This window comes from Streptococcus sp. 11-4097, from assembly GCF_018215285.2.
Lineage (GTDB): Bacteria > Bacillota > Bacilli > Lactobacillales > Streptococcaceae > Streptococcus.
Map to the genome: position 1 here is coordinate 75,328 of NZ_CP185262.1, position 23,508 is coordinate 98,835.

A 23,508-nucleotide genomic window follows, 5' to 3' on the forward strand; every position below is an offset into this window, starting at 1 on the left:
GGGGGAACTTGCTAGGAAATCCCCAAGCATTGTAACGGATGAACCACCCTCGCCTTTTTGTGAGGGTGGTTTTTCCTTTGTAAGCAGAAAATAAGAGAGAAAGAGTCTACATCATGTCGAGAATTGTCAGCATCCATCCAGCCAAGGAAATCCATCGTTATGGCTTTGAGAGTACCTAGGTCTATCGAGCCCATATAGCACGACATCTGGGTTTGGAATATGTCCACCTTGTTTCGAGCCCTCAGCTTCGTCCTGACTGGAAGAAAGACTTGATCAAGTTAGGATTTTTAGAAAAAGAACTGATATGTGTTCCGCATAGTTTTTCAGATATAGGCCATGCAGACTTATCAGTGAGACCAGAAAGTCTAACGCTAGCAGACGGAGATCAGGTGGAGCTCAATGAAGATGGTTTTGTGGCCTCAGTTACACTAGGAGATGGCTCGGGGAGATATTACTATACCAAGGGTCCCTTCCTGTTTGAAGATTTCAAGGAGAAGGAACTTCGTTGGTATCATGAAAATGGAGAACTGGCTCTGGAAGGACGCTTTATCGATCCTTTCAAAGAACCCTCTCCTGTCACTATCTTTTACCCAGAATACATCTACCGCATAGGAGGAGAAATCCGTTCTGAAGAGGACTTACTGGTCAAGTTCTTAGCCAAATGGGCCCAGCAAACCGACCTCTTTATCCGTGACCAACAAATCGTACCCAAACCCAGCCTTTGGCGTTACATGGAAAACACGGATAAAAATTATTATGAAGTCGTCCATGAAAATGTCATGCGAGATTTACGCCTCGCCAATCTGCGCAAGACAAACAAATACCTAGTTGCCAGTGAGGTTTTGACTGATACTTTGGCGAAACAAGGGTATGACACTAAGTTTTTACCACCAATGTTTACAGAAAAAGTAGGTCAGCTAAGAAAAATCGGACCTGTTTTGGACTATTGCTTGGTGGGTCATATGGGAGAAGGTAAGAACGTTGAACTTGTCATTGAAGCTTTTATCGAACTCTACAAACGTGGCTCCAAGGCCCAGATTACCTTTTATGGTGGCTCAGAGGAACGTCTAGTAGAATTACAGAATCAATATGATCTTCCACCAACCATTCACTTTAAAGGTATCGTTGACGAAGTGCCTTATCATCTGCACCAATGCTATCTGTCTGCAAGTTACACAGAGTTATTTGCCAATGCCTGTGTTGAAGCCTTGAGTCAAGGTTTGTTAGCCTTATTATCGGATGTGGAGATTGCCCATCGTTTCTATGCTGGCCAGTCCAATGCTATCAACTTGTTTAAAACCAAATCAGAGTTGATTCAAAAGATAGAAGAGATGGAACAGCCTGATTTTTATCTATTAAATGAAAAAAATCTAGCTTTGGCCTCTCGCTATTCTCTGGAAAAAGTAGCTCACATATACCGAGAGCTATTAGATAGGAACTTCTAGGATGTTGGGAATTCTAGTCACCCTCTCGCTTTATTTCTGCTTGATTTCCTGGATTGCCTATCGGAAAAAAGGGAGCGAAGAGGACTATTATCAGGTTAAGAAAGCTGTTCCAGTGACAGTTTTGGCCTTCTCAGTTTTTGCGACCTTGCTCAGTCCCATTTCCTTTCTGACTCTGGTGGGGAATGCCTATACAGGTAGGTCCTATCTCTGGTTTGCCCAATGTGGCATCTTTCTAGCCATTCCACTAGCTCATCGCTATTTTCTGCCCCTCTATCAAAAGGGAAACTATGAGACAGCCTATCATCTTTTAGAGGAAAAGTTTCAATCGACTGGCATTCGTTCACTGGCCTCAGGTCTTTTTATCCTCTACCAGTTGGGGCGAATAGCAGTGGTGACCTACTTGTTGTCTCAGGCCTTAGCGCCCTTTATCCCTATCAATCAGCTGATCTTGTCTGGTTTACTCCTTCTCTTGACGGTCTATTATCTGGCAAGTGGTGGTCTCTTGGTTGTGCTGTGGACGGACTTCTTTCAGGGCTTGGTCCTACTGGCTATATTGGTCCTATTTCTACCAAGAATTACCCAATCTGGTTTAGTCGTGAATAGCAGTCAACAGCTATCTCACTTTGCAGAGACGCTGGATGGGAAGACGGTCTTTATCTTAGTTGCAGGAGCAGGTTTTAGTAGCTTGTTTTCCTACGTTTCTTCGCAGGATATCGTCCAACGTTTTAATAGCAAAATGGGGCGTCAGAAGATTGGAAAAATCTTATGGCTACAGGGACTTTTGTCCTTTGGGATTGCTAGTTTACTGTATCTGATTGGCTGCTTAATTCGTCAGGAAAATTTCGCTACCACATCGACCAATCCTGTTCTCATCGCTTACGCTCGGGAAGGTCTGGCACCTTGGTTTGGTGGTTTTATCATGCTGGCTCTCTTGGCAGCAGGCCAATCCACAGTTTCATCCAGTATGAATGCAATCGTGACCTGCTTGAAGTTGGATTTTGCTTGGTCAAAGATTCGCTGGTCGCCAAGTCTCTTATCCTTTGTCTTAGCAGGTCTGTCCTGGCTCCTCTGCCTCTTGCTCATGAATGCAGAAATCTACTCCATCTACGAATGGATTAACGGCTTTATGGGCTTGACACTGGGTGTGATTGGTGGTTTGTACTTCTTGGTCTTACTCCTCAAAAGACCGAGTTTACAGTTAGCCAAAATCTATCTGGTCTTTAGTCTAGGAGCCTTGGTTCTCTATCATTACAGTGGCCTTTTTGCCAACCCCAATCCCTGGTTAAATAGCATCATCACTACCCTATCTGCCCTTTTTATCTCAATTCTAGGAAGACTATATGAAAGCAACATCTAAACCCATAGCTGTCATTTTGATCCGTTCGGGTTCACGCGGCTTAGTGGATAAAAATATCAAACCGCTTGCAGGCAAACCCTTGGTTTTCTATACCATTGAAGTCGCTCTAGCCTCCAAGTTATTTAGTGACATCTGGGTCTCCTCAGACTCACTCGCCTATCTAGAACTCTGTCGTCAAGCTTATCCAGAGATTTGTTGTGTCCATAGACCGAAAGAATTGGCCCTATCAACAACCTCTAGCTTAGAAACCTTACGCGACTTTTTACAGCCCTTTGAGGAAGAGCAGGTCTTTGTGAATCTACAGGTGACCTCACCCTTGAGAGAGGTGGAGCACCTCGTCGAGTCCTATCAACTCTACTGTCAGTCTGGGGCCGACCATCTGATTTCCTGTGTTAAGGCAGACAAGAGTCGTAGTCTTTACTTGCAGTTAGTGGAGTCGTCATTTATCCGTCCGCCTCAGGTTTCCAAGCACTATGCTCGGCAGAAAGAGCCTGTCTATTACTATCCCAACGGTAGTATTTGGATTTCTCGCAAGGACCTTTACCTACGAGATGAGACCTTTTACACAGATAAGACAGTAGCCTATGAAATGCCCAAACTCTATTCTTATGATATCGACGATGCCTTGGACTTTGAAGTCGTTGAGACCTTGCTGCAACATCACCACCTAGGAGAATCAAAGAGATGAAACACCTCATCATTGCCACAACGCCCTTGCAGGCCAAGATTGCCCAGCATATCAAGGGGCTCTATCCTAATCAGGACTTTGTCAGCCTTTATGTCAGTCCTGTCAAAAATGCCCGTCAGGAGCATTATGCAAAGGATTTTGACCATGTTCATTATCCTCAGACGACAGAGGACTTGGCTCAGATTTGTCAGGAGCTTGCCGGCGACTATGACACCATCTTTTATGCTAGCTTTGACAATAGCTTGATTCTGGACTTGGTTGCTAGTTCAAATTACCAGCACCTCATGAGTTTCGATGATGGCTATGCAGATATTTACCCTTTGGGAATGTATGCCCTCCCTCTTCAACCCAGTCAAGTGGGCTCTTTGGGTTTGACCATTTATGACCTATGAATACAAGAGCCACATTTATTTAGCAGAGGTAGTTTTGAATGTAAAGGATTTAGCCGGTCAAACAGCCTTTTATCAGCAAGTTATTGGTTTAGAAATCTTATCTCAAACTGAGACAGAGGTCGTTCTGGGACTTGGAGGAAAAGCCTTGGTACACTTGATTCAGGCACAAGAGAACGGTGAAGTAAGGGAACATTATGGCCTTTACCATCTGGCTATTCTCTTGCCGACACGAAAGGCTTTGGCTGATGTCTTGAAACACCTGACAGATTTACAGATTCCTCTTGTCGGCGGTGCAGACCATGGTTACAGTGAGGCCCTTTATTTGGAGGATTTGGAGGGAAATGGCATTGAACTCTATCGAGATAAGCCGGTTTCCGAATGGGATATTCGAGAAGATGGATGCATTATCGGAGTGACGGAGGCTCTTGCGGCGCAGGACATTTATGAGTTGGGGGAAAGAGTAGAGTCCTTTATCCTAGCAGAAGGCACGAGAATGGGGCATATTCATCTTTCCGTCAAGGATAGTCGAAAGTCCAGCCAGTTTTATCAAAAGGTGTTAGGACTAGAGGACAAATTCAGTGTACCTAGTGCTAGTTGGATTGCAGCTGGAGACTACCATCATCATTTGGCAGTCAACGAATGGGGAGGAAGAGGTTTAGCTCCGCGTAAGCAAGACTTGCCAGGTTTGGCCTATTATGTCATTGAAGTCGAACATAAAGAAGAACTGTTAACGATTGCCCAGCGAGCACAAGATGTTGATGCACCAATCAGGTGGCTGACATCTAGCCAGCTGGAAATAACAGACTCAGATGGAATTGTAACTCGTATTCGCTTAGCTAGATAGACGGTATATGATGAAGGTAGAGAATCAATTGTAGAAAGTGCTCCTTATCCTAGTCAGATACGTGGAAAATTTGATATGATAGTAGGGAATAAGGAGAAGAATACTATGACAAGCGAATACCAGAAAATGATAGCAGGCGAGTTTTATCGTCCATCAGACCCAGAACTGAGAGCCTTAGCTCAAACTTCTCGCCAAAAACAGGCTGCCTTTAACAAGGAAGAGGATCCCTTGAAGGGAGCCGAAATCATCAAGACTTGGTTTGGCTCGACCGGGAAAAATCTTTATATCAATACGCGCTTGATGGTGGACTACGGTGTTAACATCCATCTAGGGGAAAATTTTTACTCTAACTGGAACTTGACCATGTTGGACATCTGCCCCATTCGTATCGGGGACAATGCTATGATCGGTCCCAACTGTCAGTTTCTGACTCCCCTCCATCCACTAGATCCACAGGAGCGCAATTCAGGTATCGAGTACGGAAAGCCTATCACAATCGGAGATAATTTCTGGGCTGGTGGTGGCGTCATTGTCCTTCCTGGAGTGACACTGGGAAATAATGTTGTTGCAGGAGCAGGGGCCGTGATTACCAAGTCTTTTGGCGACAATGTTGTCATAGCTGGCAATCCCGCGCGCGTGATTAAGGAAATACCTGTGAAATAAAGAGATTGGTAAAAAATTTTCAAGATAAGAAAAGCGCATATTATCAGGATAAAAAGCTTGATAATATGCGTTTTGTTGTGGGAAGATTTACTTCATTTTCTCCTGAAATTGAGTTTCTTCAGTCTTCTTGTAGTAAAGTTACTCTTCTTTACCATTGTGGAATTGATGCATTCTGTTGAGTAGTTTAGATGGTGGTGTTTTTCTAAATTTACAAAAATTTATAATGGATAGCGAAATAGATACGATGACACTTTGAGATATTGTTATAAATCTTATTTATGATTACAATAGAAAATATATATTAGTCAAGCCAGAGGAATCGTAGTAGAATAATTAGCAAATAAAAGCAAAGGGGTTATTTTATGAAATTAGTTAATTTATGGTCAAAACTTTCACTTGGTTTGCAATTATTGCTAGCTTTGATTTTAGGTGTTATTGTTGCAGTAATCTGGCCACAATTTTCAGGTTTTTATCAATTTCTAGGACAAGCATTCATTAAATTGGTAAATATGGTCATTATTCCACTAATATTCCCAATTATAGTAGTTGCAGTGGCTAGTGTCATTGGAAAAAAATCGTTTGGTAAAATTTTAACGAAGACCTTACTCTATTTTTTCGCTGTCACAACTGCAATCACTTTGTTATTTGTATTCTCTAGTTACTATTTGGGATTTGGTCAAGGTGTGAATATTGGTCAAACTGGAGGTAATATCGATGGGATAGCTAATAATGTCCAATTGAGTGAGTTTTTACTTGGTTTTATTCCATCAAATATTGTGAAGTCAATTTCAGAGGGCTCTCTTCTTCCAATTATTGTTTTTGCTATATTTCTTGGTTATGGAATTGGTAGCTTGAAGAGTGATAAAACCCAAAAAATTCTTGAAGGTTTCCAGATCTGGATTGAAGCTATTTATAAAATTGTAACTGTTGTTGTAAAATTATCTCCTATCGGAATCTTTGGTTTTATTGCAAAAGATGTCGCTAGTACAGGAATTGATAAGTTAGTTGGACTTGGTCAATTTGTTATCGGAACCTATTTGGCTTATGCAGTTCTCATTTTAGTTGTTTTTCCTCTGATTGCCTCTATATTTAAAGTACCATATTTGACTGCTTTTCGTGAAAATTGGAGCCTCTTGACCCTAGCATTTATTTCGGGTAGTTCGAGTGTCGTGTTGCCTTCCCTATTAAAGGATTTAAAAAAACAGGGGCATGATGAGAGTACGATTGATTTAGTTGTTCCCCTAGGATATACCTTTAATCTAGAAGGAGCAGCGGTCTATTTCTCGGTAGCTACTATTTTTATCGCACATGCCTATGGCATCCAACTTTCATTATCAAGTCTCTTATTTACAGTTTTACTCTTGACCTTGATTGGGAAAACTGCAGCGACTGTTCCATCAGGTGCTATCGTAGTTTTGTTGGCGGCGGCTCCTCAGCTTGGATTGCCAGTAGAAGGAGTAGCCTTAATTTTTGCAGTTGATTTCTTTGTGAATGCTGGTCGTACAATGATCAATGTTTTGGGTCAAATCTTAACGGTCAGTGTCATTGAAAAAACCGAGGGTTATAGTTTAGAAGAAGACAAGCAACATCAATTGTCAGTTAACTTTTCTTAAAGGAGATAGGAGTTATGAGTAACGCAAAAGTTTATGTGATTCATGAAAATATTGAATGGACACAGCATTTAGTAAAATGGTTAGAAAAAATACAAGTACCTTATGAACTATGGGATCTATCAAGTGGGATATTAGATCTTCAAAGTCCGCCTCCACAAGGAATTTTTTACAATAGGATGTCTGCATCTTCTCATACGAGAGGCCATCGTTATGCACCAGAGTTTACGGAACAGGTACTTACTTGGCTAGAAGCTCATGGACGTAAAGTAGTTAATGGAACGGGAGCCATCAATCTAGAAATCAGTAAGGTGAAACAATATTTGAAATTAAATGAATCTGGTATTGAAACTCCAGCAACAGTTGCTGTTTTGGGCCCAGAAAATATCATTGAGGCAGCAAGAAAATTGAATATCTATCCTTTAATTACCAAGCATAACAGAGCAGGAAAAGGATTAGGAGTTCAACTTTTCCAAAATGAAGAGGAACTGGAAGCTTATGTTAATAGTTCTGCTTTTGAACCTTCAGTAGATGGTATTACCTTGTTGCAGGCTTATATTAAACCAAGTGATGGTCGTATCCGTCGTTCAGAGTTTATCAATCAGAAGTTCCTTTATACTGTTTCAATTGATTCTTCAGATGGTTTCCAACTTTGTCCAGCAGATGGTTGTCAAATTGGTAAGAGACCAGAACAACTGGAAACTTCTGAAAAGTTCCAAATTACAGAACCTTTACCAGAATCTCAAAAAGAAGCTTATGAAAACTTCCTTAAAAATTCTCATATTGATGTCGCAGCTATAGAATGGGTTCAATCAGAAAGCGGTGATATTTATGTGTATGATGTAAATACCAATACAAACTATAATCCTACGGCGGAAAAGAATGCTGACATCTTTGCTCATCAACATCTGGCTGAATATCTAAAAAGGGAGTTAGAAGTTCTTTATAGTGAATGATCATCTTGGAAGTTGATTTTTTAAAAATTTGATAATAACTTCCGGATAGAGTAAGACAGCGATGATCTTATTTAAAGGTAGTAATCGTAAGTAATTACTAGTATGTTTTTTATATCGCTTATAGATTCATATTTTACGAGTGACTTTGCAATTGTAGCTTTCAAGGGCTAAATTGTTCAGTCACCCGTTTTTGTTTACTTGAATTTTAAGAGGGCGTTGAGTAGTTTTCCCTTAATTGTTTTGTTTTGACAGGCGATTGTGAGGGCATTAAAAAATTCAACTGCTAGGTGTTCTTGGTGACCGAGTACCATCTCGCTTGGGGCTGCTTCTGGGGAAAAGACGCCTAATTTGATGCGGAGTCCACCTTTTTCATTTTGAACTGGTGCATACCATACATCTTGATATCAAGGCTTGGATCGGACATGAGAGTGGCAGTATCATTTTGTATCGGAATCAGGAACGACTGGTTTTTCAGCATCTAGACTGATAAAGATTTTTTGATAAGTTGGTTGACCGTACTCTCCAATCAACTCCTCACTTCCTTTCCACCGTGAACTCCAGCAAATACAAAATGTTCAGGGTGAATTTTAAAAGGAAGTGCTTGGTCACCCATTTTATTTAGTCCTTGGTTGAAGGCGAAGAAATCTCTCAAAGTAAATCCATCCACGTAAGCAGCTTGTAGGTTACGTCCCTTAACCGAATTCTTAGAAATGCCATGCCGCATTTGGTCTGATTCTGCTAGACGGTCAGCGTAGAGTTCGAGGATTTTTTGACTTCCAAGGGCTAATTTGGTTTCAATTAGGTCTTGAAAATTTCTTAGTCTGTTTCATATAAAAATGAGTAAAATGAATTCCCATTACCAAGGTCATTAGAGTTGCGATAGCAATGACGATGGTTGGATTAGCCGAGAAAAGTAGAGGGGAAATAGGCCTTTAATAAAGTGGACAGAAAAGACCATTTCGGAGTATAGAGAGGAAGTTCAAAAACATTTTTAGAAATAAGACATGTGCATTATAAACATCAGATACGAATCTGGTGCTTTATTTTTTAAAGAATTTCAACTTTTTTCTTGACAAGTGAGTAAACACTCACCTAGGAGGAAACATATGAAAAAATTGCTACATTTACAAGATTTGGATAAGTCTTTTGGTCGTCAAATGGTTTTGAATCATGTCAGCTTTGAATTGCAGCTGGGAGAAATTATAGGCTTAATAGGTCCGTCTGGTGCTGGTAAATCGACTATGATTAAGACTATGTTAGGGATGGAAAAAGCTGACGGAGGGGTTGCTTTGGTATTGGATCATACTATGCCCAATCGTCATATTTTAGGAGATATTGGTTATATGGCCCAGTCAGATGCCTTATATGAGGCTTTGTCAGGTCAAGAAAATCTGGAATTTTTTGGTCAGCTAAAAGGGCTATCCAAAAGAGATCTGACAGCTGAAATTGCCCATGTGGCTCAAGTTGTGGATCTGACAGAGCATTTGAATAAAACGGTATCCGGTTATTCTGGAGGAATGAAGCGACGCTTGTCTTTAGCCATCGCGCTTCTGGGGAATCCTCAGCTCTTGATTTTGGACGAACCGACAGTTGGAATCGACCCTTCTCTTCGGAAGAAAATCTGGAAAGAATTATTCGCGCTTAGAGACAATGGGGTTGGGATATTAGTTACTACCCATGTTATGGATGAAGCAGAGTTAACGGATAAGGTCGGCTTATTATTAGGTGGAAAAATCATTGCTTTTGATACACCGCAACACTTAAAAGAAAGTTATCAAGTTTCAAGTATTGAAGAAGTATTTTTGAAAGCAGAAGGAGAGTAAGATGAGAACCATTGCTATTGCTAAAAAAGTTATCAAAGAATTGCTTCGTGACAAACGAACCTTGGCTATGATGTTTGTAGCGCCGGTATTTATTATGTGGCTGATGAACCTCATGTTTTCAGCTAGTACAACCGTGAATGTCAAGTTAGCGACACAAGATCTACCAACTGGTTTGATAACGAAAATGGATGAGCTTGATCATGTGGACATCGAGACTTATCAAGACTTAGATCAGGCCAAAGAAGCGCTAGCAAATGAAAAAGTCGATGCTGTGATTTCTTATAAAGACGGTGAGTATCAGGTCGACTACGCAAATACAGATGCCTCCAAGACATCTATGATACGACAAGTGTTACGAACAAGTATCGCCAGTGAAGGCACCGATCAGTTACTATCTCGTATCAAACAAGCTCTTCCACAATTGAAATTAGATGCAAAGGCGCCTGAAATCAAAGAATTTTACCAATATGGAGATAAAAATACTGGATTCTTTGCACGTATGATTCCAATTTTAATTGGCTTTGTGGTCTTCTTCTTTGTCTTTTTGATTTCTGGTATGGCACTTTTGAAAGAGCGCACAAGTGGAACCTTGGATCGCTTGTTAGCAACCCCAGTGAAACGTTCTGAAATTGTCTATGGCTATATGTTGTCTTACGGTATTATTGCGATTTTTCAAACGGCAGTTGTCGTTTTAGCAGCAATTTGGCTACTAGATGTAGAAGTTGTAGGAAATATTTTAAATGTTATAATAGTTAATGTGGTACTGGCTCTTGTAGCACTAGCTTTTGGAATTCTCTTGTCTACTCTAGCAAAATCAGAATTCCAAATGATGCAATTTATTCCTCTCGTGATTATGCCTCAACTCTTTTTCTCAGGGATTATTCCATTGTCATCCATGGGAGCATGGGCTCCAACTGTGGGGAAATTTTTGCCATTAACCTATTCTGGTGATGCAATAAGCCAGATTATTCTTTACGGACACAATCTTGGTGATATTTTGCCAAATCTTGGTGTTTTAATGATTTTCTTGATCATTTTAACAATTCTCAATATTGTTGGATTGCGTCGTTATCGTAAAGTTTAGAAATCAACATAAATAATGCTAAAAAGGTGTGAAGATTAGATGGATAAGACTGTTTTTGAATCGTTTGAAGATTACTTAGAAGAAGCGAATTACCCTCAAGGAAAGAAAAAAATCATGCAGGCAGCAGTGGATCTCATATCAACTAGGAGTTACCATGGGACCTCAACTCTTCACATAGCTGAGCGTGCTGGACTAAGCCAGGCAACTTTGTTTAAGTATTTTAAGACGAAGGATGATCTATTGACGGCTATTTTACATCCTGTAGTCCCAGGCATTTTCGGTAGTTTTGTTGAGGAACTCTTAGCTTTTGAAACGACAGAAGAGAGGGTTCGTTATCTCGTCCACGATCGTATGAGCTATCTCAAAAAAAATCGTGCTTTGATGAAAATCATTCTGCAGGAGAGTTTTTCAAATAAGAAACTAAAAAATGAACAGATTTTTATCTGGAATGCTATTCAAGATAAACTTCGAGTGCTTCATAAAGAATTGCTAGCAGATCCACGTGTAAATACAGAGTTAACGATTCCTCAAATGGTTCGTATTTGTGTTGGTCCATTGTTGGCTTACTTCGCTCAACTTTATATCGTTAGCGACAACGGAGAAATAAAGGAAGAGGACCTAGACTTATTAGAAAAACAGATTTTAGGTGGTTTGTGGAAATAAGGGAGTTCTAGAAGAGCTAAGATTTATTTACTTGACTTTCAAACAAGCTAAAAAAGACATGTTCTGCTTATTTCAGATTCATGTCTTTTTTGTTGTTGGATTTTGTATTCTTCATAAGTCCTCAATCGCTTTGCCAAAACAGAAACCGACTTCTCCAGCGGTGCAACGATTTCTCAAGTGTATGGAAGAGGAGATTTCTGGATTGCTAAATTCAACTCCTTGACACTGAGTCAGCTTTTGATACAATAGTACAAAATCAGAGGGGGTGGGTTATGATTCAGAAACATGTGATTCCCATTTTAGAGTTTGATGATAATCCTCAGGCGGTCATTATGCCAAATCACGAGAAACTGGACTTGCACTTGCCCAAGAAGTGTGTCTATGCTTTTTTAGAAGAGAAGATTGACCGTTATGCGAGGGAAGTAGGGGCGGACTGTGTCGGAGAATTCATTTCTGCCACCAAGACCTATCCAGTCTATGTCGTGAACTACAAGGGTGAGGAAATTTGTCTGGCCCAGGCGCCTGTCGGTTCGGCTCCAGCGGCCCAGTTTATGGATTGGTTGATTGGCTATGGTGTGGAGCAGATTATTTCAACCGGAACCTGTGGTGTGCTAGCTGATATAGAGGAGAACGCCTTTCTAGTCCCAGTTCGGGCTTTACGAGATGAGGGTGCTAGTTACCACTATGTGGCACCTTCTCGTTATATGGAAATTCAGCCAGAGGCTATTGCTGCCATTGAGCGAGTTTTGGAAGCCAAAGGGATTCCCTATGAGGAAGTCATAACCTGGACGACAGATGGCTTTTACCGAGAAACGGCTGAAAAGGTAGCTTATCGCAAGGAGGAAGGCTGTGCTGTTGTGGAGATGGAGTGTGCTGCACTTGCGGCGGTAGCTCAACTGCGTGGCGTTCTTTGGGGAGAATTGTTGTTTACAGCGGACTCTCTAGCAGACTTGGACCAGTACGATAGTCGTGATTGGGGTTCAGAGGCTTTCGAAAAGGCCTTGGAACTCTGCCTTGAGATAGTCTCTCAGATCTAGCTACTCTCCTTCTTTTTATGGTACAATGGATGTATGTTATTCAAATTATTTGTGAAAAAACTTGAAAGGGTCTTTGGCGGACTTTCGCCAGCTCGTCGGATTTTTTTAAGTTTCGCTGGAGTTATTTTTATAGGTTCTCTCCTTTTGAGTCTGCCTTTTGTCCAGGCAAGCGGTTCGCAGGCTACTTATTTTGACCATCTTTTTACGACGGTTTCTATGGTCTGTGTGACGGGACTTTTTACGCAACCGGTGGCTACTACCTATAATGTTTGGGGCCAGTTGATTTGTATGCTCTTGATACAGATTGGTGGTCTGGGGCTCATGACCTTTATCGGAGTCTTTTATATTCAGGGGAAGCAAAAGCTCAGTCTTCGCAGTCGTGAAACCATTCAGGAGAGTTTTAGTTACGGGGAGACTCGGTCGCTGAAGGCCTTTATGCGGTCTATCTTTTTGACGACTTTTCTGGTGGAGGGCTTGGGTGCCTTCCTGTTAAGTTTTCGTTTTATTCCTGACTTTGGCTGGGAACGGGGCATTTTCACCTCTATCTTTTTAGCCATTTCCGCCTTTTGTAATGCTGGTTTTGATAATTTCGGCAGTAGCAGTTTAGTGGCTTTTCAGACGGATCCCTTGATCAATCTAGTCATTGCTGGCTTGATTATCACGGGTGGTCTCGGCTTTATGGTCTGGTTTGACTTGGCAACCCAGTTTGACAAGAAGAAAAAACGCCGTCTGCGTTTCCACACCAAGTTGGTCCTCTTCTTGACTGCAGGGATCTTGCTGTTTGGGACAGTATCCACACTCTTTACGGAGTGGCACAATCCAGGAACCATTGGCAATCTCAGTGTCCCAGAGAAAGTGCTGGTTAGCTTTTTCCAAACTGTCAGCATGAGAACAGCTGGCTTTGCTTCTATTGATTACACTCAAGCTCGGCCTGTGACCTTGTTTATCTATATCCTACAGATGTTTCTCGGAGGAGCGCCTGGAGGGACGGCTGGGGGGCTCAAGATTACGACTTTCTTTGTCTTATTGGTCTTTGCTCGTAGTGAATTGCTGGGCTTGCCTCATGCCAATGTTGCGCAGAGAACCATTGAAGCTCGAACAGTCCAAAAATCCTTTAGTGTCTTCATTATCTTTTTGATGACCTTCTTGTTGGGTTTGATGTTGTTGGGAATTACGGCAGAAGGAACACCGCGATTTATCTACCTCATGTTTGAGACCATTTCAGCCCTTGCGACAGTTGGGGTAACGGCAAATCTGACGCCAGAATTGGGCAAGTTGGCTCTCAGCATTGTCATGGTGCTCATGTTTATTGGCCGTATCGGTCCCTTGACCTTGCTGGTTAGTCTAGCGGATTACCAGCCGGATAAGAAAGATTTGATTCAGTATATGAAAGCAGATATTAGTATTGGATAAGAAAGGAAGAACGATGTCAGATCGTACGATTGGAATTTTAGGCTTGGGGATTTTTGGGAGTAGTGTCCTGACGGCTCTAGCCAAGCAAGATATGAATATTATTGCCATTGACGACCACGCCGAGCGCATCAATCAATTTGAGCCTGTTTTGGCGCGTGGAGTTGTGGGCGATATTACAGACGAGGAACTCCTCAGAACCGCAGGAATTGATACCTGTGATACGGTTGTAGTGGCAACAGGGGAAAATCTGGAGTCGAGTGTGCTTGCAGTAATGCACTGTAAAAGTTTGGGTGTGCCTAGGGTTATTGCCAAGGTCAAAAGCCAGACAGCCAAGAAGGTACTGGAAAAAATCGGTGCTGACTCGGTAATCTCGCCTGAGTATGAGATGGGCCAGTCCCTAGCACAGACCATTCTCTTTCATAACAATGTTGATGTCTTTCAGCTGGATAAAAATGTGTCTATCGTGGAGATGAAAATTCCTAGTGTTTGGGCAGGCCAAAGCCTGAGCCAGCTGGATCTACGTGGCAAATACAATCTCAATGTCCTAGGATTTCGTGAACAAGAAAATTCCCCCTTGGATGTCCAGTTTGGCCCTAATGATCTCTTGAAGGAAGATGCCTATATCTTGGCGGTCATTAATAACCAGTATCTAGATGACTTGGCAGAATTAAATGGCTCTTTGTCAACTGTAGTGGGTTGAAGAAAAGCTAAGATCGAGAAAGGACACATTTCGTCCTTTCTTTTTTGATATTGAGAGCGATAAAAATCCGTTTTTTGAAGTTTTCAAAGTTCCGAAAACCAAAGGCATTTCGCTTGATAAGTTTGATGAGATTATTGGTCGCTTCCAATTTGGCGTTGGAATAGGGTAGTTGAAGGGCGTTGACAATCTTTTCTTTATCCTTGAGGAAGGTTTTAAAGACAGTCTGAAAAAGAGGATGAACCTGCTTTAGATTGTCCTCAATAAGTCCGAAGAATTTGTCTGGCTCCTTGTTCTGAAAGTGAAAAAGTAAGAGCTGATAGAGATTGTAGTGGTGTCTCAAGTCTTCTGAATAGCTCAAAAGCTTGTCTAGAATTTCTTTATTTGTTAAGTGCATGCGAAAAGTAGGGCGATAAAAACGTTTATCACTGAGTTTACGACTATCCTGCTGTATGAGCTTCCAGTAGCGCTTGATGGCTTTGTATTCATGGGATTTTCGCTCAAATTGATTCATGATTTGGACACGAACACGACTCATAGCACGGCTTAAGTGTTGTACAATGTGAAATCGATCTAGAACGATTTTAGCACATGGAAAAAGCTGTTTAGCCAAGGCATAATAAGGACTAAACATATCCATCGTAATGATTTTCACCTGACAACGAACAGCTCGCTCGTAGCGCAGAAAGTGATTTCGTATGATAGCCTGTGTTCTGCCTTCAAGAACAGTGATGATGTTAAGATTATCAAAATCTTGTGCAATGAAACTCATCTTTCCCTTGGTAAAGGCATACTCGTCCCAAGACATAATCTCTGGAAGACGAGAAAAATCATGCTTAAAACGGAAGTCATTAAGCTTGCGAATGACAGTTGAAGTTGAAATAGCCAGTTGATGAGCGATATCGGTCATAGAAGTTTTTTCAATCAATTTTTGCGCAATTTTTTGGTTGATAATACGAGGAATTTGGTGATTTTTCTCGACGAGAGAGGTCTGTGAGACCATCATTTTAGAGCAATGATAGCACTTGAAACGACGCTTTTTAAGGAGGATTCTGGTAGGCATACCAGTTGTTTCAAGGTAAGGAATTTTCGATGGTTTTTGGAAGTCATATTTCTTCATTTGACTTCCACATTCAGGACAAGATGGGGCCTCATAATCCAGTTTAGCGATGATTTCCTTGTGGGTATCTCTATTAACAACATCCATAATTTGGACATTAGGGTCTTTGATATCGAGTAGTTTTGTGATAAAATGTAATGGTTCCATATGATTCTTTCTAATGAGTTGTTTCGTCGCTTTTCATTATAGGTCATATGGGACTTTTTTTCTACACAAAAATAGGCTCCATAATATCTATAGGGGATTTACCCACTACAAATATTATAGAGCCAATTAAATTCGTAAGGAGGGGAATCCCCTCTTTTTTGATGTCCAAAATAGCAAATAGAGGCAGAACACCTTGTATTCCAGTAAAAGTCCTTCAAAAACTGGACTTTATGGTAGAATAGAAAGAAATGATAAGAGAGAGTAATACTCTTCGAAAATCTCTTCAAACCACGTCAACGTCGCCTTGCCGTAGGTATGGTTACTGACTTCGTCAGTTCTATCCACGACCTCAAAACTGTGTTTTGAGCTGACTTCGTCAGTTCTATCTGCCACCTCAAAGCAGTGCTTTGAGCAACCTGCGGCTAGTTTCCTAGTTTGCTCTTTGATTTTCATTGAGTATAAGAAAAAATCAGTCCCCTAAAGGAGTAGATTATGAAGTTATTGTCTATCGCCATCCCCAGCTATAATGCTGCTGCCTATCTTCATTACTGTGTGGAGTCGCTAGTGATTGGTGGTGAGCAAGTTGAGATTTTGATTATCAATGATGGGTCTCAGGACCAGACTCAGGAAATTGCTGAGCGTTTAGCCAGCAAGTATCCTAACATCGTTAGAGCTATCTATCAGGAAAATAAGGGTCATGGCGGTGCGGTCAATCGTGGCTTAGCGGAGGCTTCTGGGCGCTATTTTAAAGTAGTGGATAGTGATGACTGGGTGGATCCTCGTACCTACTTGAAAATTCTTGAAACCTTGCAGGAACTAGAGAGTGAGGGGCAGGAAGTTGATGCCTTTGTGACTAATTTTGTATATGAAAAGGAAGGTCAGTCTCGTAAGAAGAGTATGAGTTACGAGTCCGTCTTGCCTGTCCAGCAGATTTTTGGCTGGGATCAGGTTGGAAATTTCTCAAAAGGTCAGTATATCATGATGCACTCGCTGATTTACCGGACAGATTTGTTGCGAGCGAGCCAGTTCCAACTGCCTGAGCATACTTTTTATGTCGATAATCTCTTTGTCTTTACCCCCCTTCAGCAGGTTAAGACCATGTACTATCTGCCTGTCGATTTCTATCGTTATTTGATTGGGCGTGAGGACCAGTCTGTCAATGAGCAAGTGATGATTAAGCGTATTGACCAGCAACTCAAGGTCAATCGACTCTTGGTAGACCAGCTTGATTTATCCCAAGTAAGCCACCCCAAAATGCGAGAATATCTGTTGAATCATATTGAGATCACGACGGTGATTTCCAGTGCCCTGCTCAACCGAGCAGGCACAGCAGAGCATCTGGCTAAAAAACGGGAGCTGTGGACCTATATTCAGCAGGAAAATCCAGAGGTCTTTCAGGCTATCCGTAAGACCATGTTGAGCCGTTTGACCAAACATTCGGTCTTGCCAGCTCGCAAACTTTCCAATGTTGTCTATCAAATCACCAAGTCTGTTTATGGATTTAATTAATATAAGTATTTTATAAGAGGGATTTAAGAAAAATTTTAACTTTTTCTTAATCCTTTTTAATTTTAGGAGATTATACTAGAGTCATCAAATAAAGAAAAACTCTAAGGAGAATCCTATGAAATTCAATCCAAATCAAAGATATACTCGTTGGTCTATTCGCCGTCTTAGTGTCGGTGTTGCCTCAGTTGTTGTGGCCAGTGGCTTTTTTGTCCTGGTTGGTCAGCCAAGTTCTGTACGTGCCGATGTGGTCAATCCGACCCCTGCTCAAGTTGTACCAGATGCTACTTCGGTGAGTGAAAAGAGTGACTTACCAGTAGAACTTCTCAAAGAAGCAGTTGATACAGCTCTTCCTTCAGAACAGGTAGACTCAACACCTAAAGCAAGCTTGGATGCTACAAGCTCTCCAGAAAAAGTGAATGTAGCTGATAAAGACCAAGTGGTAGCGCCAAAAGAAGAAGTGCAAGCAAAACCAGAATCTAAGAAAGAAACAGGAGATGCGCTTAAACCTGCGACAAATCCTGCGCCTACAGTTTCTGGACAAGACCGTGAAGCAAATGAAGCTCAACCAGCAACCACTCCAGCTGAAGTTCAAAAAGGTGTGGCTGACAATACCAAAGACACAGTAGATGTCCCAGCTACTTACTTGGACAAAGCCAATTTCCCAGGCCCATTCACAGCCGGCGTCAACCAAGTTATTCCATACGAATTCTTCGCTGGTGACGGCATGTTGACTCGTCTTATCTTGAAAGCTTCTGACAAGGCTCCATGGTCAGACAACGGTTCAGCTAAAAATCCTGCTCTTCCACCAGTAGAGAAATTGGGCAAAGGCCTTTACTTCTATGAAGTGGATTTGGCTGGCACTCAAGGAAAATCTGACAAAGAACTGCTTGACTTGTTGAAACAAAATGGTACGCAAAGCTATAAAGCAACTATCAAGGTATACGGTGCTAAAGACGGCAAGGCTGATTTGACAAATCTCGTAGCGACTAAGGATTTGGATGTCAATTTGAATGGCTTAACCACTCCAGCTGAAGTTCAAAAAGGTGTGGCTGACAATACCAAAGACACAGTAGACGTTCCAGCTACTTACCTAGATAAAGCCAACTTGCCAGGTCCATTCACAGCCGGTGTTAACCAAGTTATCCCATATGAATTCTTCGCTGGTGATGGTATGTTGACTCGTCTGATTTTGAAAGCTTCTGACAAGGCCCCATGGTCAGACAATGGTTCAGCTAAAAATCCAGCTCTTCCACCAGTAGAAAAATTGGGCAAAGGTCTCTATTTCTATGAAGTAGACTTGGCCGGCACTCAAGGAAAATCTGATAAAGCTCTTCTTGACCTCTTGAAACAAAACGGCACTCAAAGCTATAAAGCTACCATCAAGGTTTACGGTGCTAAAGACGGCAAGGCAGACTTGAGCAACCTTGTAGCGACAAAAGATTTGACAGTGAACTTGCATGGACATCAGTCTCTGATTCCGATGCAGTCAGGTTTCGTCCCATCTTCTAATGGTTCAGCTATGCCGGCTCCAATGATGAATAGTCATCAAGATGCATCTAAGATGAACGCTCAAATGCCTAGTGCCAATCAAGATGAGATGAAATCTAAAATGCCAGCTGCTAGTCAGGATAAGATGATGCCTAACAAAGAGCAGGACAAAACCATGAATGCTAGCCAGCCTATGGCAACACCAAGCATGAAACAAGATCAAGCTCCAGCAGCCTCAAGCAAAATGTCTGATGAAGGCAAGATGGTATCTAATAACAAGGTATCAAGTCCAATGATGGCTGATCAAATGAAAGACCAAAAAGACATGCTTCCATATACTGGTGAAGCCCAAACATCAATGGCTACTCTTGGATTCTTTGGATTAGCCTTGGCCGGACTTCTAGGTGGACTCGGTTTGAAAGCTAAAAAAGAAGAAAATGACTAGTCTAGCTACAGACTTTCTATCTAGGATATGAAAAATCCAGATATCGTTTAGAATGTTCGTAAAGAGATTAAAATAGTGTTATACTATTGTGGTATAGCACTGTTTTTTTCAAAGGAGAGACAGATGGGAAAGACAATTTTACTCGTTGACGACGAGGTAGAAATCACAGATATTCATCAACGTTATCTGGTTCAGGCAGGATATCAGGTTTTGGTGGCCCATGATGGAGTAGAGGCCTTAGAAATCTTCAAGAGAAAACCAATTGATTTGATTATTACAGATATCATGATGCCTCGGATGGATGGTTATGATTTGATTAGCGAAGTTCAGTATCAATCTCCGGATCAGCCTTTTCTCTTTATCACGGCTAAGACCAGTGAGCAGGACAAGATTTACGGCTTGAGCTTAGGGGCAGATGACTTTATTGCCAAGCCCTTTAGTCCTCGTGAGCTGGTTTTGCGTGTCCACAATATCTTGCGTCGCCTTCATCGTGGAGGTGAGACAGAAGTCGTCAGTCTCGGGAATTTACGGATGAATCATGGTAGCCATGAGGTCCAAGTTGGAGATGTGGCGCTTGATTTGACCGTCAAATCCTTCGAACTTCTATGGCTTTTAGCCAGCAATCCAGAGCGGGTTTTCTCTAAGACAGACCTCTATGAAAAGGTCTGGCAAGAAGACTATGTGGATGACACCAATACCTTGAATGTTCATATTCATGCTCTTCGACAGGAGTTGGCTAAACATGCTAGTTCAGAAACACCCACCATCAAAACCGTCTGGGGCTTGGGCTACAAAATTGAGAAAGCACGAGGTAGTTAATGAAATTAAAAAGTTATATTTTAGTGGGGTATGTCATTTCAACACTCCTAACGATTATCGTGGTTTTTTGGGCCATCCAGCGAATGCTAATTGAAGAAAGAGAAATTTATTTCCTAGTGGGTATGACTCTAGTGGCTAGTTTTATCGGTGCTGGGATTAGTCTCTTTCTCCTATCGCCGGTCTTTACTTCATTGGGCAAACTCAAGGAACATGCCAAGAGAGTAGCGGACAAGGATTTCCCTGCAAATCTGGAGGTTCAAGGCCCTGTAGAATTTCAACAATTAGGCCAAGCTTTCAATGAAATGTCCCATGATTTGCAGGCGACATTTGATTCCTTGGAAGAAAGCGAACGAGAAAAGGGCTTGATGATTGCTCAACTTTCGCATGATATCAAGACCCCCATCACTTCGATCCAAGCGACGGTAGAAGGGATTTTGGATGGGGTTATCAAGGAAGGAGAACAGGACCATTATCTAGCAACCATTGGGCGCCAGACTGAAAGACTCAATAAACTGGTTGAGGAGTTGAATTTTTTGACCCTAAACACAGCTAGAAATCAGGTCGAAACGACCAGCAAAGACAGCATTTTTCTGGACCAGCTCTTGATTGAGTGCATGAGTGAATTTCAGTTCTTGATTGAGCAGGAAGAGCGAGATGTCCATTTGCAGGTAATTCCTGAGTCTGCACGGATTGAGGGAGATTATGCCAAACTTTCTCGTATCTTGGTGAATCTGGTCAATAATGCTTTTAAATACTCAGCTCCAGGAACCAAGCTGGAAGTGGTGGCCAAGCTGGAAAATAACCAGCTTTCAATCAGTGTGACGGATGAGGGACAGGGGATTGCCCCAGAGGATTTGGAGAATATTTTCAAACGCCTTTATCGTGTAGAAACTTCGCGTAACATGAAAACAGGTGGTCATGGCTTAGGACTTGCTATTGCGCGTGAATTGGCTCATCAATTGGGTGGAGAAATCACAGTTACCAGCCAGTACGGCCTCGGAAGCACCTTTACCCTCCTTCTCAATCTCTCTGGCAATGAAAATAAAGCTTAAAACCCCTTTACAAATCTAGCCATTCATGGTAAAATGGATTTTGTGTGAAATATCAGCAGGAAAGCATGAAGCTCGTCAACAGGTGTCTTATGATAAGTAACCTTGGCTGTTTAGGCGAAGGGCATCTGCACGAATCAGGGCTTTCTAAGTGACTATTTCCACCGAAATATTATTTATATCAGGAGGACATTCACATGTCACGTTATACAGGACCATCTTGGAAACAAGCTCGTCGCCTTGGCCTTTCACTTACAGGTACAGGTAAAGAATTGGCACGTCGTAACTACGTACCAGGACAACACGGACCAAACAACCGTTCTAAATTGTCAGAATACGGTTTGCAATTGGCTGAAAAACAAAAACTTCGTTTCACTTACGGTGTAGGTGAAAAACAATTCCGTAACTTGTTCGTACAAGCTACAAAAATCAAAGGCGGAATCCTAGGTTTCAACTTCATGCTTCTTTTGGAACGCCGTTTGGATAACGTTGTTTACCGTCTTGGTCTTGCGACTACTCGTCGTCAAGCTCGTCAATTCGTAAACCACGGTCACATCCTTGTTGACGGAAAACGCGTTGATATCCCATCATACCGCGTAACTCCAGGTCAAGTGATTTCAGTTCGTGAGAAATCATTGAAAGTTCCAGCTATCCTTGAAGCAGTAGAAGCTACTCTTGGACGTCCAGCATTCGTATCATTCGACGCTGAAAAATTGGAAGGTTCATTGACTCGCTTGCCAGAACGCGACGAAATCAACCCAGAAATCAACGAAGCACTTGTCGTTGAATTCTACAACAAAATGCTTTAATTTTAAGATATATCTTACAGAAAGCCTACAACAGTGGGCTTTTTACTTTGTCTTAAAATGTTGATTTCTGGGTTTGTATGGAGATTTGCTAGTAAGATTATTTGCGCATCTAAGTCTATCTATGCCAAGAATTAAGCGATGCTGATGATATAAATCTGGTGTGATATAATATTTTGGCCCCCTCACTTTAAGGAAGGGAGGTGTTATATATGCTAGAATTATTTTCCCTTTTTCTAGCTCCGTTACTTGTTAACGTACTATCTGAGCTTTTCAAGCTATGGATAAAGAGACGTAGGAAGTAGCATTTAACCCTTTTAGAGGGTAGCAAAAAACCCCATCGGTGGCACGGTGGGGCTTTTTAGTTATATATGCTAGAAGCATTATTTTCCCTTTATGCTTTCATTCTAACACAACCCCTCCGATATTTCAAGCTTTTGTTTTGATATGTCCTCAGAGGTCATTACGCAATCTTATAACACGGAAGCCTGTGGTTTGAGTCCGCTTCACTGAAATTAGCCCACGCGCTACTAGCCTCCATTCTACAGCAAAGAAATCAACTCTTTTCTAGGGGATTTCCGCCCTCATTTTGCTCTTTTGTGCTAAAATAGACTTATAAATTGAAAATAAGGAATGTTTATGAAATCGGGTAATGGTTTTTGGAAAGGTTGTCTCTATTTTTGGGGCTTCTTGTTCTTACTGGGCCTTTTGGTCCAATATGCTCTTCCGCTTGCAGCTTGTGTACTGCTAGGCTATGGTGGTTATCGTCTCTATAAACGTTGGCGCTATCCTCTTTTGCAGGATGCCTCTCTAGATGATCGAATTGAGCTTTTAAAAGCTCGGATTCGTCAGGCGGACAAGGATATTCAGCAACTAGAGAGAACTTTAGTAGAAAAAGGCTCAGAGTCCTATAAGAGTCTGGCCAATCAAGTATTAATCGAACTGAGGGAAATCCATCAGGAGGCGGATCGTCTCAAGTCCTATATCGATGCTGATGTCTACAACCGTATTGACAAAAAGGTTCGTACAGTAAGGGCAAACATCGATGTTCAGCTAGAACGTTTGGATAGAGAAAGTCAAGTAGATCTTGAAAATTCGGAGCCAGAGGAATTAGCTCCAGAATTATCCCAGACCTTGGCTAATATTGCCGTTGATCATCAGGCCATTTTAGACAAGATTGCCACCTCTGCCGAAGGGGATAAGGAAGAGTTGACGGCCATTCATAGTTTGAAGATGGAGAAATTCCAAACGATTTTAGAAGGCTATTTAAAGATTAAGGCCAATCCGAAGAACTATAATCGGGCAGAAGAACGCTTAGAGCAAGCTAAAGCAGCTATCGAACAATTTGACCTTGAGCTAGACCAAGTCTTGAGAGAACTCAATGAAACAGATATGCGTGATTTTGATATCAGTTTGCGTATTCTAGAAAAAGATCGTAAAGAATAGGTTAGAA

At 41.6% G+C, this 23,508-nt stretch carries 22 protein-coding genes and 1 pseudogene; 20 read left to right on the top strand and 3 right to left on the bottom strand.

Going from position 1 to position 23,508, the window contains the following annotated elements; genetic code table 11:
* Positions 1 to 350 precede the first annotated feature (350 nt).
* The 8 genes from KB197_RS00335 (at position 351) to KB197_RS00370 (ending at position 7,955) form a co-directional block, all read left to right on the top strand.
* Positions 351 to 1,445 (top strand): glycosyltransferase, encoded by a 1,095-nt coding sequence (locus KB197_RS00335; RefSeq protein WP_421127721.1) that lies wholly within the window; start codon positions 351 to 353, stop codon positions 1,443 to 1,445.
* 1 nt (position 1,446) lies between these two features.
* Complete coding sequence (locus tag KB197_RS00340; protein ID WP_064275784.1) at positions 1,447 to 2,802, top strand: sodium:solute symporter family transporter; 1,356 nt, start codon at positions 1,447 to 1,449, stop codon at positions 2,800 to 2,802.
* Complete coding sequence (locus tag KB197_RS00345) at positions 2,786 to 3,490, top strand: cytidylyltransferase domain-containing protein (RefSeq protein ID WP_064275785.1); 705 nt, start codon at positions 2,786 to 2,788, stop codon at positions 3,488 to 3,490. The genes KB197_RS00340 and KB197_RS00345 overlap by 17 nt, the downstream gene beginning before the upstream one ends.
* On the top strand, positions 3,487 to 3,882 hold the full coding sequence (locus tag KB197_RS00350; RefSeq protein WP_253170842.1) for a hypothetical protein: 396 nt from the start codon (positions 3,487 to 3,489) through the stop codon (positions 3,880 to 3,882). The genes KB197_RS00345 and KB197_RS00350 overlap by 4 nt, the downstream gene beginning before the upstream one ends.
* The gene (locus tag KB197_RS00355; protein ID WP_064275786.1) at positions 3,872 to 4,726 is read left to right on the top strand and encodes a VOC family protein; all 855 of its coding nucleotides are present in this window, start codon (positions 3,872 to 3,874) and stop codon (positions 4,724 to 4,726) included. The genes KB197_RS00350 and KB197_RS00355 overlap by 11 nt, the downstream gene beginning before the upstream one ends.
* 105 nt (positions 4,727 to 4,831) lie before the next feature.
* Positions 4,832 to 5,389 carry a sugar O-acetyltransferase gene (locus tag KB197_RS00360; RefSeq protein WP_064275787.1) on the top strand — a complete coding sequence of 186 codons (558 nt, stop codon included), beginning with the start codon at positions 4,832 to 4,834 and terminating at the stop codon, positions 5,387 to 5,389.
* 362 nt (positions 5,390 to 5,751) lie between these two features.
* On the top strand, positions 5,752 to 7,002 hold the full coding sequence (locus KB197_RS00365; protein ID WP_064275788.1) for a dicarboxylate/amino acid:cation symporter: 1,251 nt from the start codon (positions 5,752 to 5,754) through the stop codon (positions 7,000 to 7,002).
* A 14-nt stretch (positions 7,003 to 7,016) separates the two neighbouring features.
* A complete protein-coding gene (locus KB197_RS00370) occupies positions 7,017 to 7,955 on the top strand; it encodes an ATP-grasp domain-containing protein (RefSeq protein WP_064275789.1) in 939 nt (312 codons plus the stop codon).
* Between the two features lie 526 nt (positions 7,956 to 8,481).
* Here KB197_RS00370 and KB197_RS00375 read toward each other — a convergent pair.
* Positions 8,482 to 8,679: a hypothetical protein gene (locus KB197_RS00375; protein ID WP_064275790.1), complete on the bottom strand. Its 198-nt coding sequence runs from the start codon at positions 8,677 to 8,679 to the stop codon at positions 8,482 to 8,484.
* A gap of 70 nt (positions 8,680 to 8,749) precedes the next feature.
* Positions 8,750 to 8,872 (bottom strand): annotated as a pseudogene (locus KB197_RS00380) (low temperature requirement protein A); the annotation flags it as partial.
* Positions 8,873 to 9,061: 189 nt separating this feature from the next.
* Between KB197_RS00380 and KB197_RS00385 the strand changes: the two are divergent.
* From KB197_RS00385 to KB197_RS00410, 6 genes are all read left to right on the top strand, one after another.
* Positions 9,062 to 9,778: an ABC transporter ATP-binding protein gene (locus KB197_RS00385; protein ID WP_064275791.1), complete on the top strand. Its 717-nt coding sequence runs from the start codon at positions 9,062 to 9,064 to the stop codon at positions 9,776 to 9,778.
* A 1-nt stretch (position 9,779) separates the two neighbouring features.
* The gene (locus KB197_RS00390; protein WP_064275792.1) at positions 9,780 to 10,862 is read left to right on the top strand and encodes an ABC transporter permease; all 1,083 of its coding nucleotides are present in this window, start codon (positions 9,780 to 9,782) and stop codon (positions 10,860 to 10,862) included.
* A gap of 39 nt (positions 10,863 to 10,901) precedes the next feature.
* Complete coding sequence (locus KB197_RS00395; protein WP_064275793.1) at positions 10,902 to 11,525, top strand: TetR/AcrR family transcriptional regulator; 624 nt, start codon at positions 10,902 to 10,904, stop codon at positions 11,523 to 11,525.
* Between the two features lie 272 nt (positions 11,526 to 11,797).
* On the top strand, positions 11,798 to 12,562 hold the full coding sequence (locus tag KB197_RS00400) for a nucleoside phosphorylase (protein WP_084923577.1): 765 nt from the start codon (positions 11,798 to 11,800) through the stop codon (positions 12,560 to 12,562).
* A 33-nt stretch (positions 12,563 to 12,595) separates the two neighbouring features.
* Positions 12,596 to 13,975 carry a potassium transporter TrkG gene (locus KB197_RS00405; protein WP_212573892.1) on the top strand — a complete coding sequence of 460 codons (1,380 nt, stop codon included), beginning with the start codon at positions 12,596 to 12,598 and terminating at the stop codon, positions 13,973 to 13,975.
* 13 nt (positions 13,976 to 13,988) lie between these two features.
* The gene (locus KB197_RS00410) at positions 13,989 to 14,675 is read left to right on the top strand and encodes a potassium channel family protein (protein WP_212573891.1); all 687 of its coding nucleotides are present in this window, start codon (positions 13,989 to 13,991) and stop codon (positions 14,673 to 14,675) included.
* Between the two features lie 7 nt (positions 14,676 to 14,682).
* Here KB197_RS00410 and KB197_RS00415 read toward each other — a convergent pair whose 3' ends face one another.
* Positions 14,683 to 15,939 (bottom strand): ISL3 family transposase, encoded by a 1,257-nt coding sequence (locus KB197_RS00415; RefSeq protein ID WP_212574075.1) that lies wholly within the window; start codon positions 15,937 to 15,939, stop codon positions 14,683 to 14,685.
* Between the two features lie 492 nt (positions 15,940 to 16,431).
* On the opposite strand from KB197_RS00415, the gene KB197_RS00420 reads away from it, so the two are divergent.
* The 6 genes from KB197_RS00420 to KB197_RS00445 all read left to right on the top strand — a co-directional run bounded on the left by KB197_RS00420 (position 16,432) and on the right by KB197_RS00445 (position 23,501).
* The gene (locus KB197_RS00420) at positions 16,432 to 17,448 is read left to right on the top strand and encodes a glycosyltransferase family 2 protein (RefSeq protein ID WP_212573791.1); all 1,017 of its coding nucleotides are present in this window, start codon (positions 16,432 to 16,434) and stop codon (positions 17,446 to 17,448) included.
* Between the two features lie 115 nt (positions 17,449 to 17,563).
* Entirely contained in the window at positions 17,564 to 19,381 is a 1,818-nt protein-coding gene (locus tag KB197_RS00425; protein ID WP_212573790.1) for an SSURE domain-containing protein, read from the top strand.
* Between the two features lie 123 nt (positions 19,382 to 19,504).
* On the top strand, positions 19,505 to 20,200 hold the full coding sequence (locus KB197_RS00430) for a response regulator transcription factor (RefSeq protein WP_000520654.1): 696 nt from the start codon (positions 19,505 to 19,507) through the stop codon (positions 20,198 to 20,200).
* The gene (locus tag KB197_RS00435) at positions 20,200 to 21,252 is read left to right on the top strand and encodes a sensor histidine kinase (RefSeq protein ID WP_000769779.1); all 1,053 of its coding nucleotides are present in this window, start codon (positions 20,200 to 20,202) and stop codon (positions 21,250 to 21,252) included. The genes KB197_RS00430 and KB197_RS00435 overlap by 1 nt, the downstream gene beginning before the upstream one ends.
* 194 nt (positions 21,253 to 21,446) lie before the next feature.
* Positions 21,447 to 22,058: a 30S ribosomal protein S4 gene (gene rpsD / locus KB197_RS00440; RefSeq protein ID WP_000092756.1), complete on the top strand. Its 612-nt coding sequence runs from the start codon at positions 21,447 to 21,449 to the stop codon at positions 22,056 to 22,058.
* 636 nt (positions 22,059 to 22,694) lie between these two features.
* Positions 22,695 to 23,501 (top strand): hypothetical protein, encoded by an 807-nt coding sequence (locus tag KB197_RS00445; RefSeq protein WP_212573789.1) that lies wholly within the window; start codon positions 22,695 to 22,697, stop codon positions 23,499 to 23,501.
* The last annotated feature ends 7 nt before the right edge of the window (positions 23,502 to 23,508 follow it).

Excerpts from the sequence above, each read along its gene's own strand:
- KB197_RS00410 (WP_212573891.1), top strand. The coding sequence starts at position 13,989 with ATGTCAGATCGTACGATTGGAATTTTAGGCTTGGGGATTTTTGGGAGT.
- KB197_RS00390 (WP_064275792.1), top strand. The coding sequence starts at position 9,780 with ATGAGAACCATTGCTATTGCTAAAAAAGTTATCAAAGAATTGCTTCGT.
- KB197_RS00370 (WP_064275789.1), top strand. The coding sequence starts at position 7,017 with ATGAGTAACGCAAAAGTTTATGTGATTCATGAAAATATTGAATGGACA.
- KB197_RS00435 (WP_000769779.1), top strand. The coding sequence starts at position 20,200 with ATGAAATTAAAAAGTTATATTTTAGTGGGGTATGTCATTTCAACACTC.
- KB197_RS00385 (WP_064275791.1), top strand. The coding sequence starts at position 9,062 with ATGAAAAAATTGCTACATTTACAAGATTTGGATAAGTCTTTTGGTCGT.
- KB197_RS00345 (WP_064275785.1), top strand. The coding sequence starts at position 2,786 with ATGAAAGCAACATCTAAACCCATAGCTGTCATTTTGATCCGTTCGGGT.
- KB197_RS00360 (WP_064275787.1), top strand. The coding sequence starts at position 4,832 with ATGACAAGCGAATACCAGAAAATGATAGCAGGCGAGTTTTATCGTCCA.
- KB197_RS00365 (WP_064275788.1), top strand. The coding sequence starts at position 5,752 with ATGAAATTAGTTAATTTATGGTCAAAACTTTCACTTGGTTTGCAATTA.
- KB197_RS00420 (WP_212573791.1), top strand. The coding sequence starts at position 16,432 with ATGAAGTTATTGTCTATCGCCATCCCCAGCTATAATGCTGCTGCCTAT.
- KB197_RS00395 (WP_064275793.1), top strand. The coding sequence starts at position 10,902 with ATGGATAAGACTGTTTTTGAATCGTTTGAAGATTACTTAGAAGAAGCG.
- KB197_RS00430 (WP_000520654.1), top strand. The coding sequence starts at position 19,505 with ATGGGAAAGACAATTTTACTCGTTGACGACGAGGTAGAAATCACAGAT.
- KB197_RS00340 (WP_064275784.1), top strand. The coding sequence starts at position 1,447 with ATGTTGGGAATTCTAGTCACCCTCTCGCTTTATTTCTGCTTGATTTCC.
- KB197_RS00425 (WP_212573790.1), top strand. The coding sequence starts at position 17,564 with ATGAAATTCAATCCAAATCAAAGATATACTCGTTGGTCTATTCGCCGT.
- KB197_RS00405 (WP_212573892.1), top strand. The coding sequence starts at position 12,596 with ATGTTATTCAAATTATTTGTGAAAAAACTTGAAAGGGTCTTTGGCGGA.
- rpsD (WP_000092756.1), top strand. The coding sequence starts at position 21,447 with ATGTCACGTTATACAGGACCATCTTGGAAACAAGCTCGTCGCCTTGGC.
- KB197_RS00350 (WP_253170842.1), top strand. The coding sequence starts at position 3,487 with ATGAAACACCTCATCATTGCCACAACGCCCTTGCAGGCCAAGATTGCC.
- KB197_RS00415 (WP_212574075.1), bottom strand. The coding sequence starts at position 15,939 with ATGGAACCATTACATTTTATCACAAAACTACTCGATATCAAAGACCCT.
- KB197_RS00400 (WP_084923577.1), top strand. The coding sequence starts at position 11,798 with ATGATTCAGAAACATGTGATTCCCATTTTAGAGTTTGATGATAATCCT.
- KB197_RS00355 (WP_064275786.1), top strand. The coding sequence starts at position 3,872 with ATGACCTATGAATACAAGAGCCACATTTATTTAGCAGAGGTAGTTTTG.
- KB197_RS00375 (WP_064275790.1), bottom strand. The coding sequence starts at position 8,679 with ATGCGGCATGGCATTTCTAAGAATTCGGTTAAGGGACGTAACCTACAA.
- KB197_RS00445 (WP_212573789.1), top strand. The coding sequence starts at position 22,695 with ATGAAATCGGGTAATGGTTTTTGGAAAGGTTGTCTCTATTTTTGGGGC.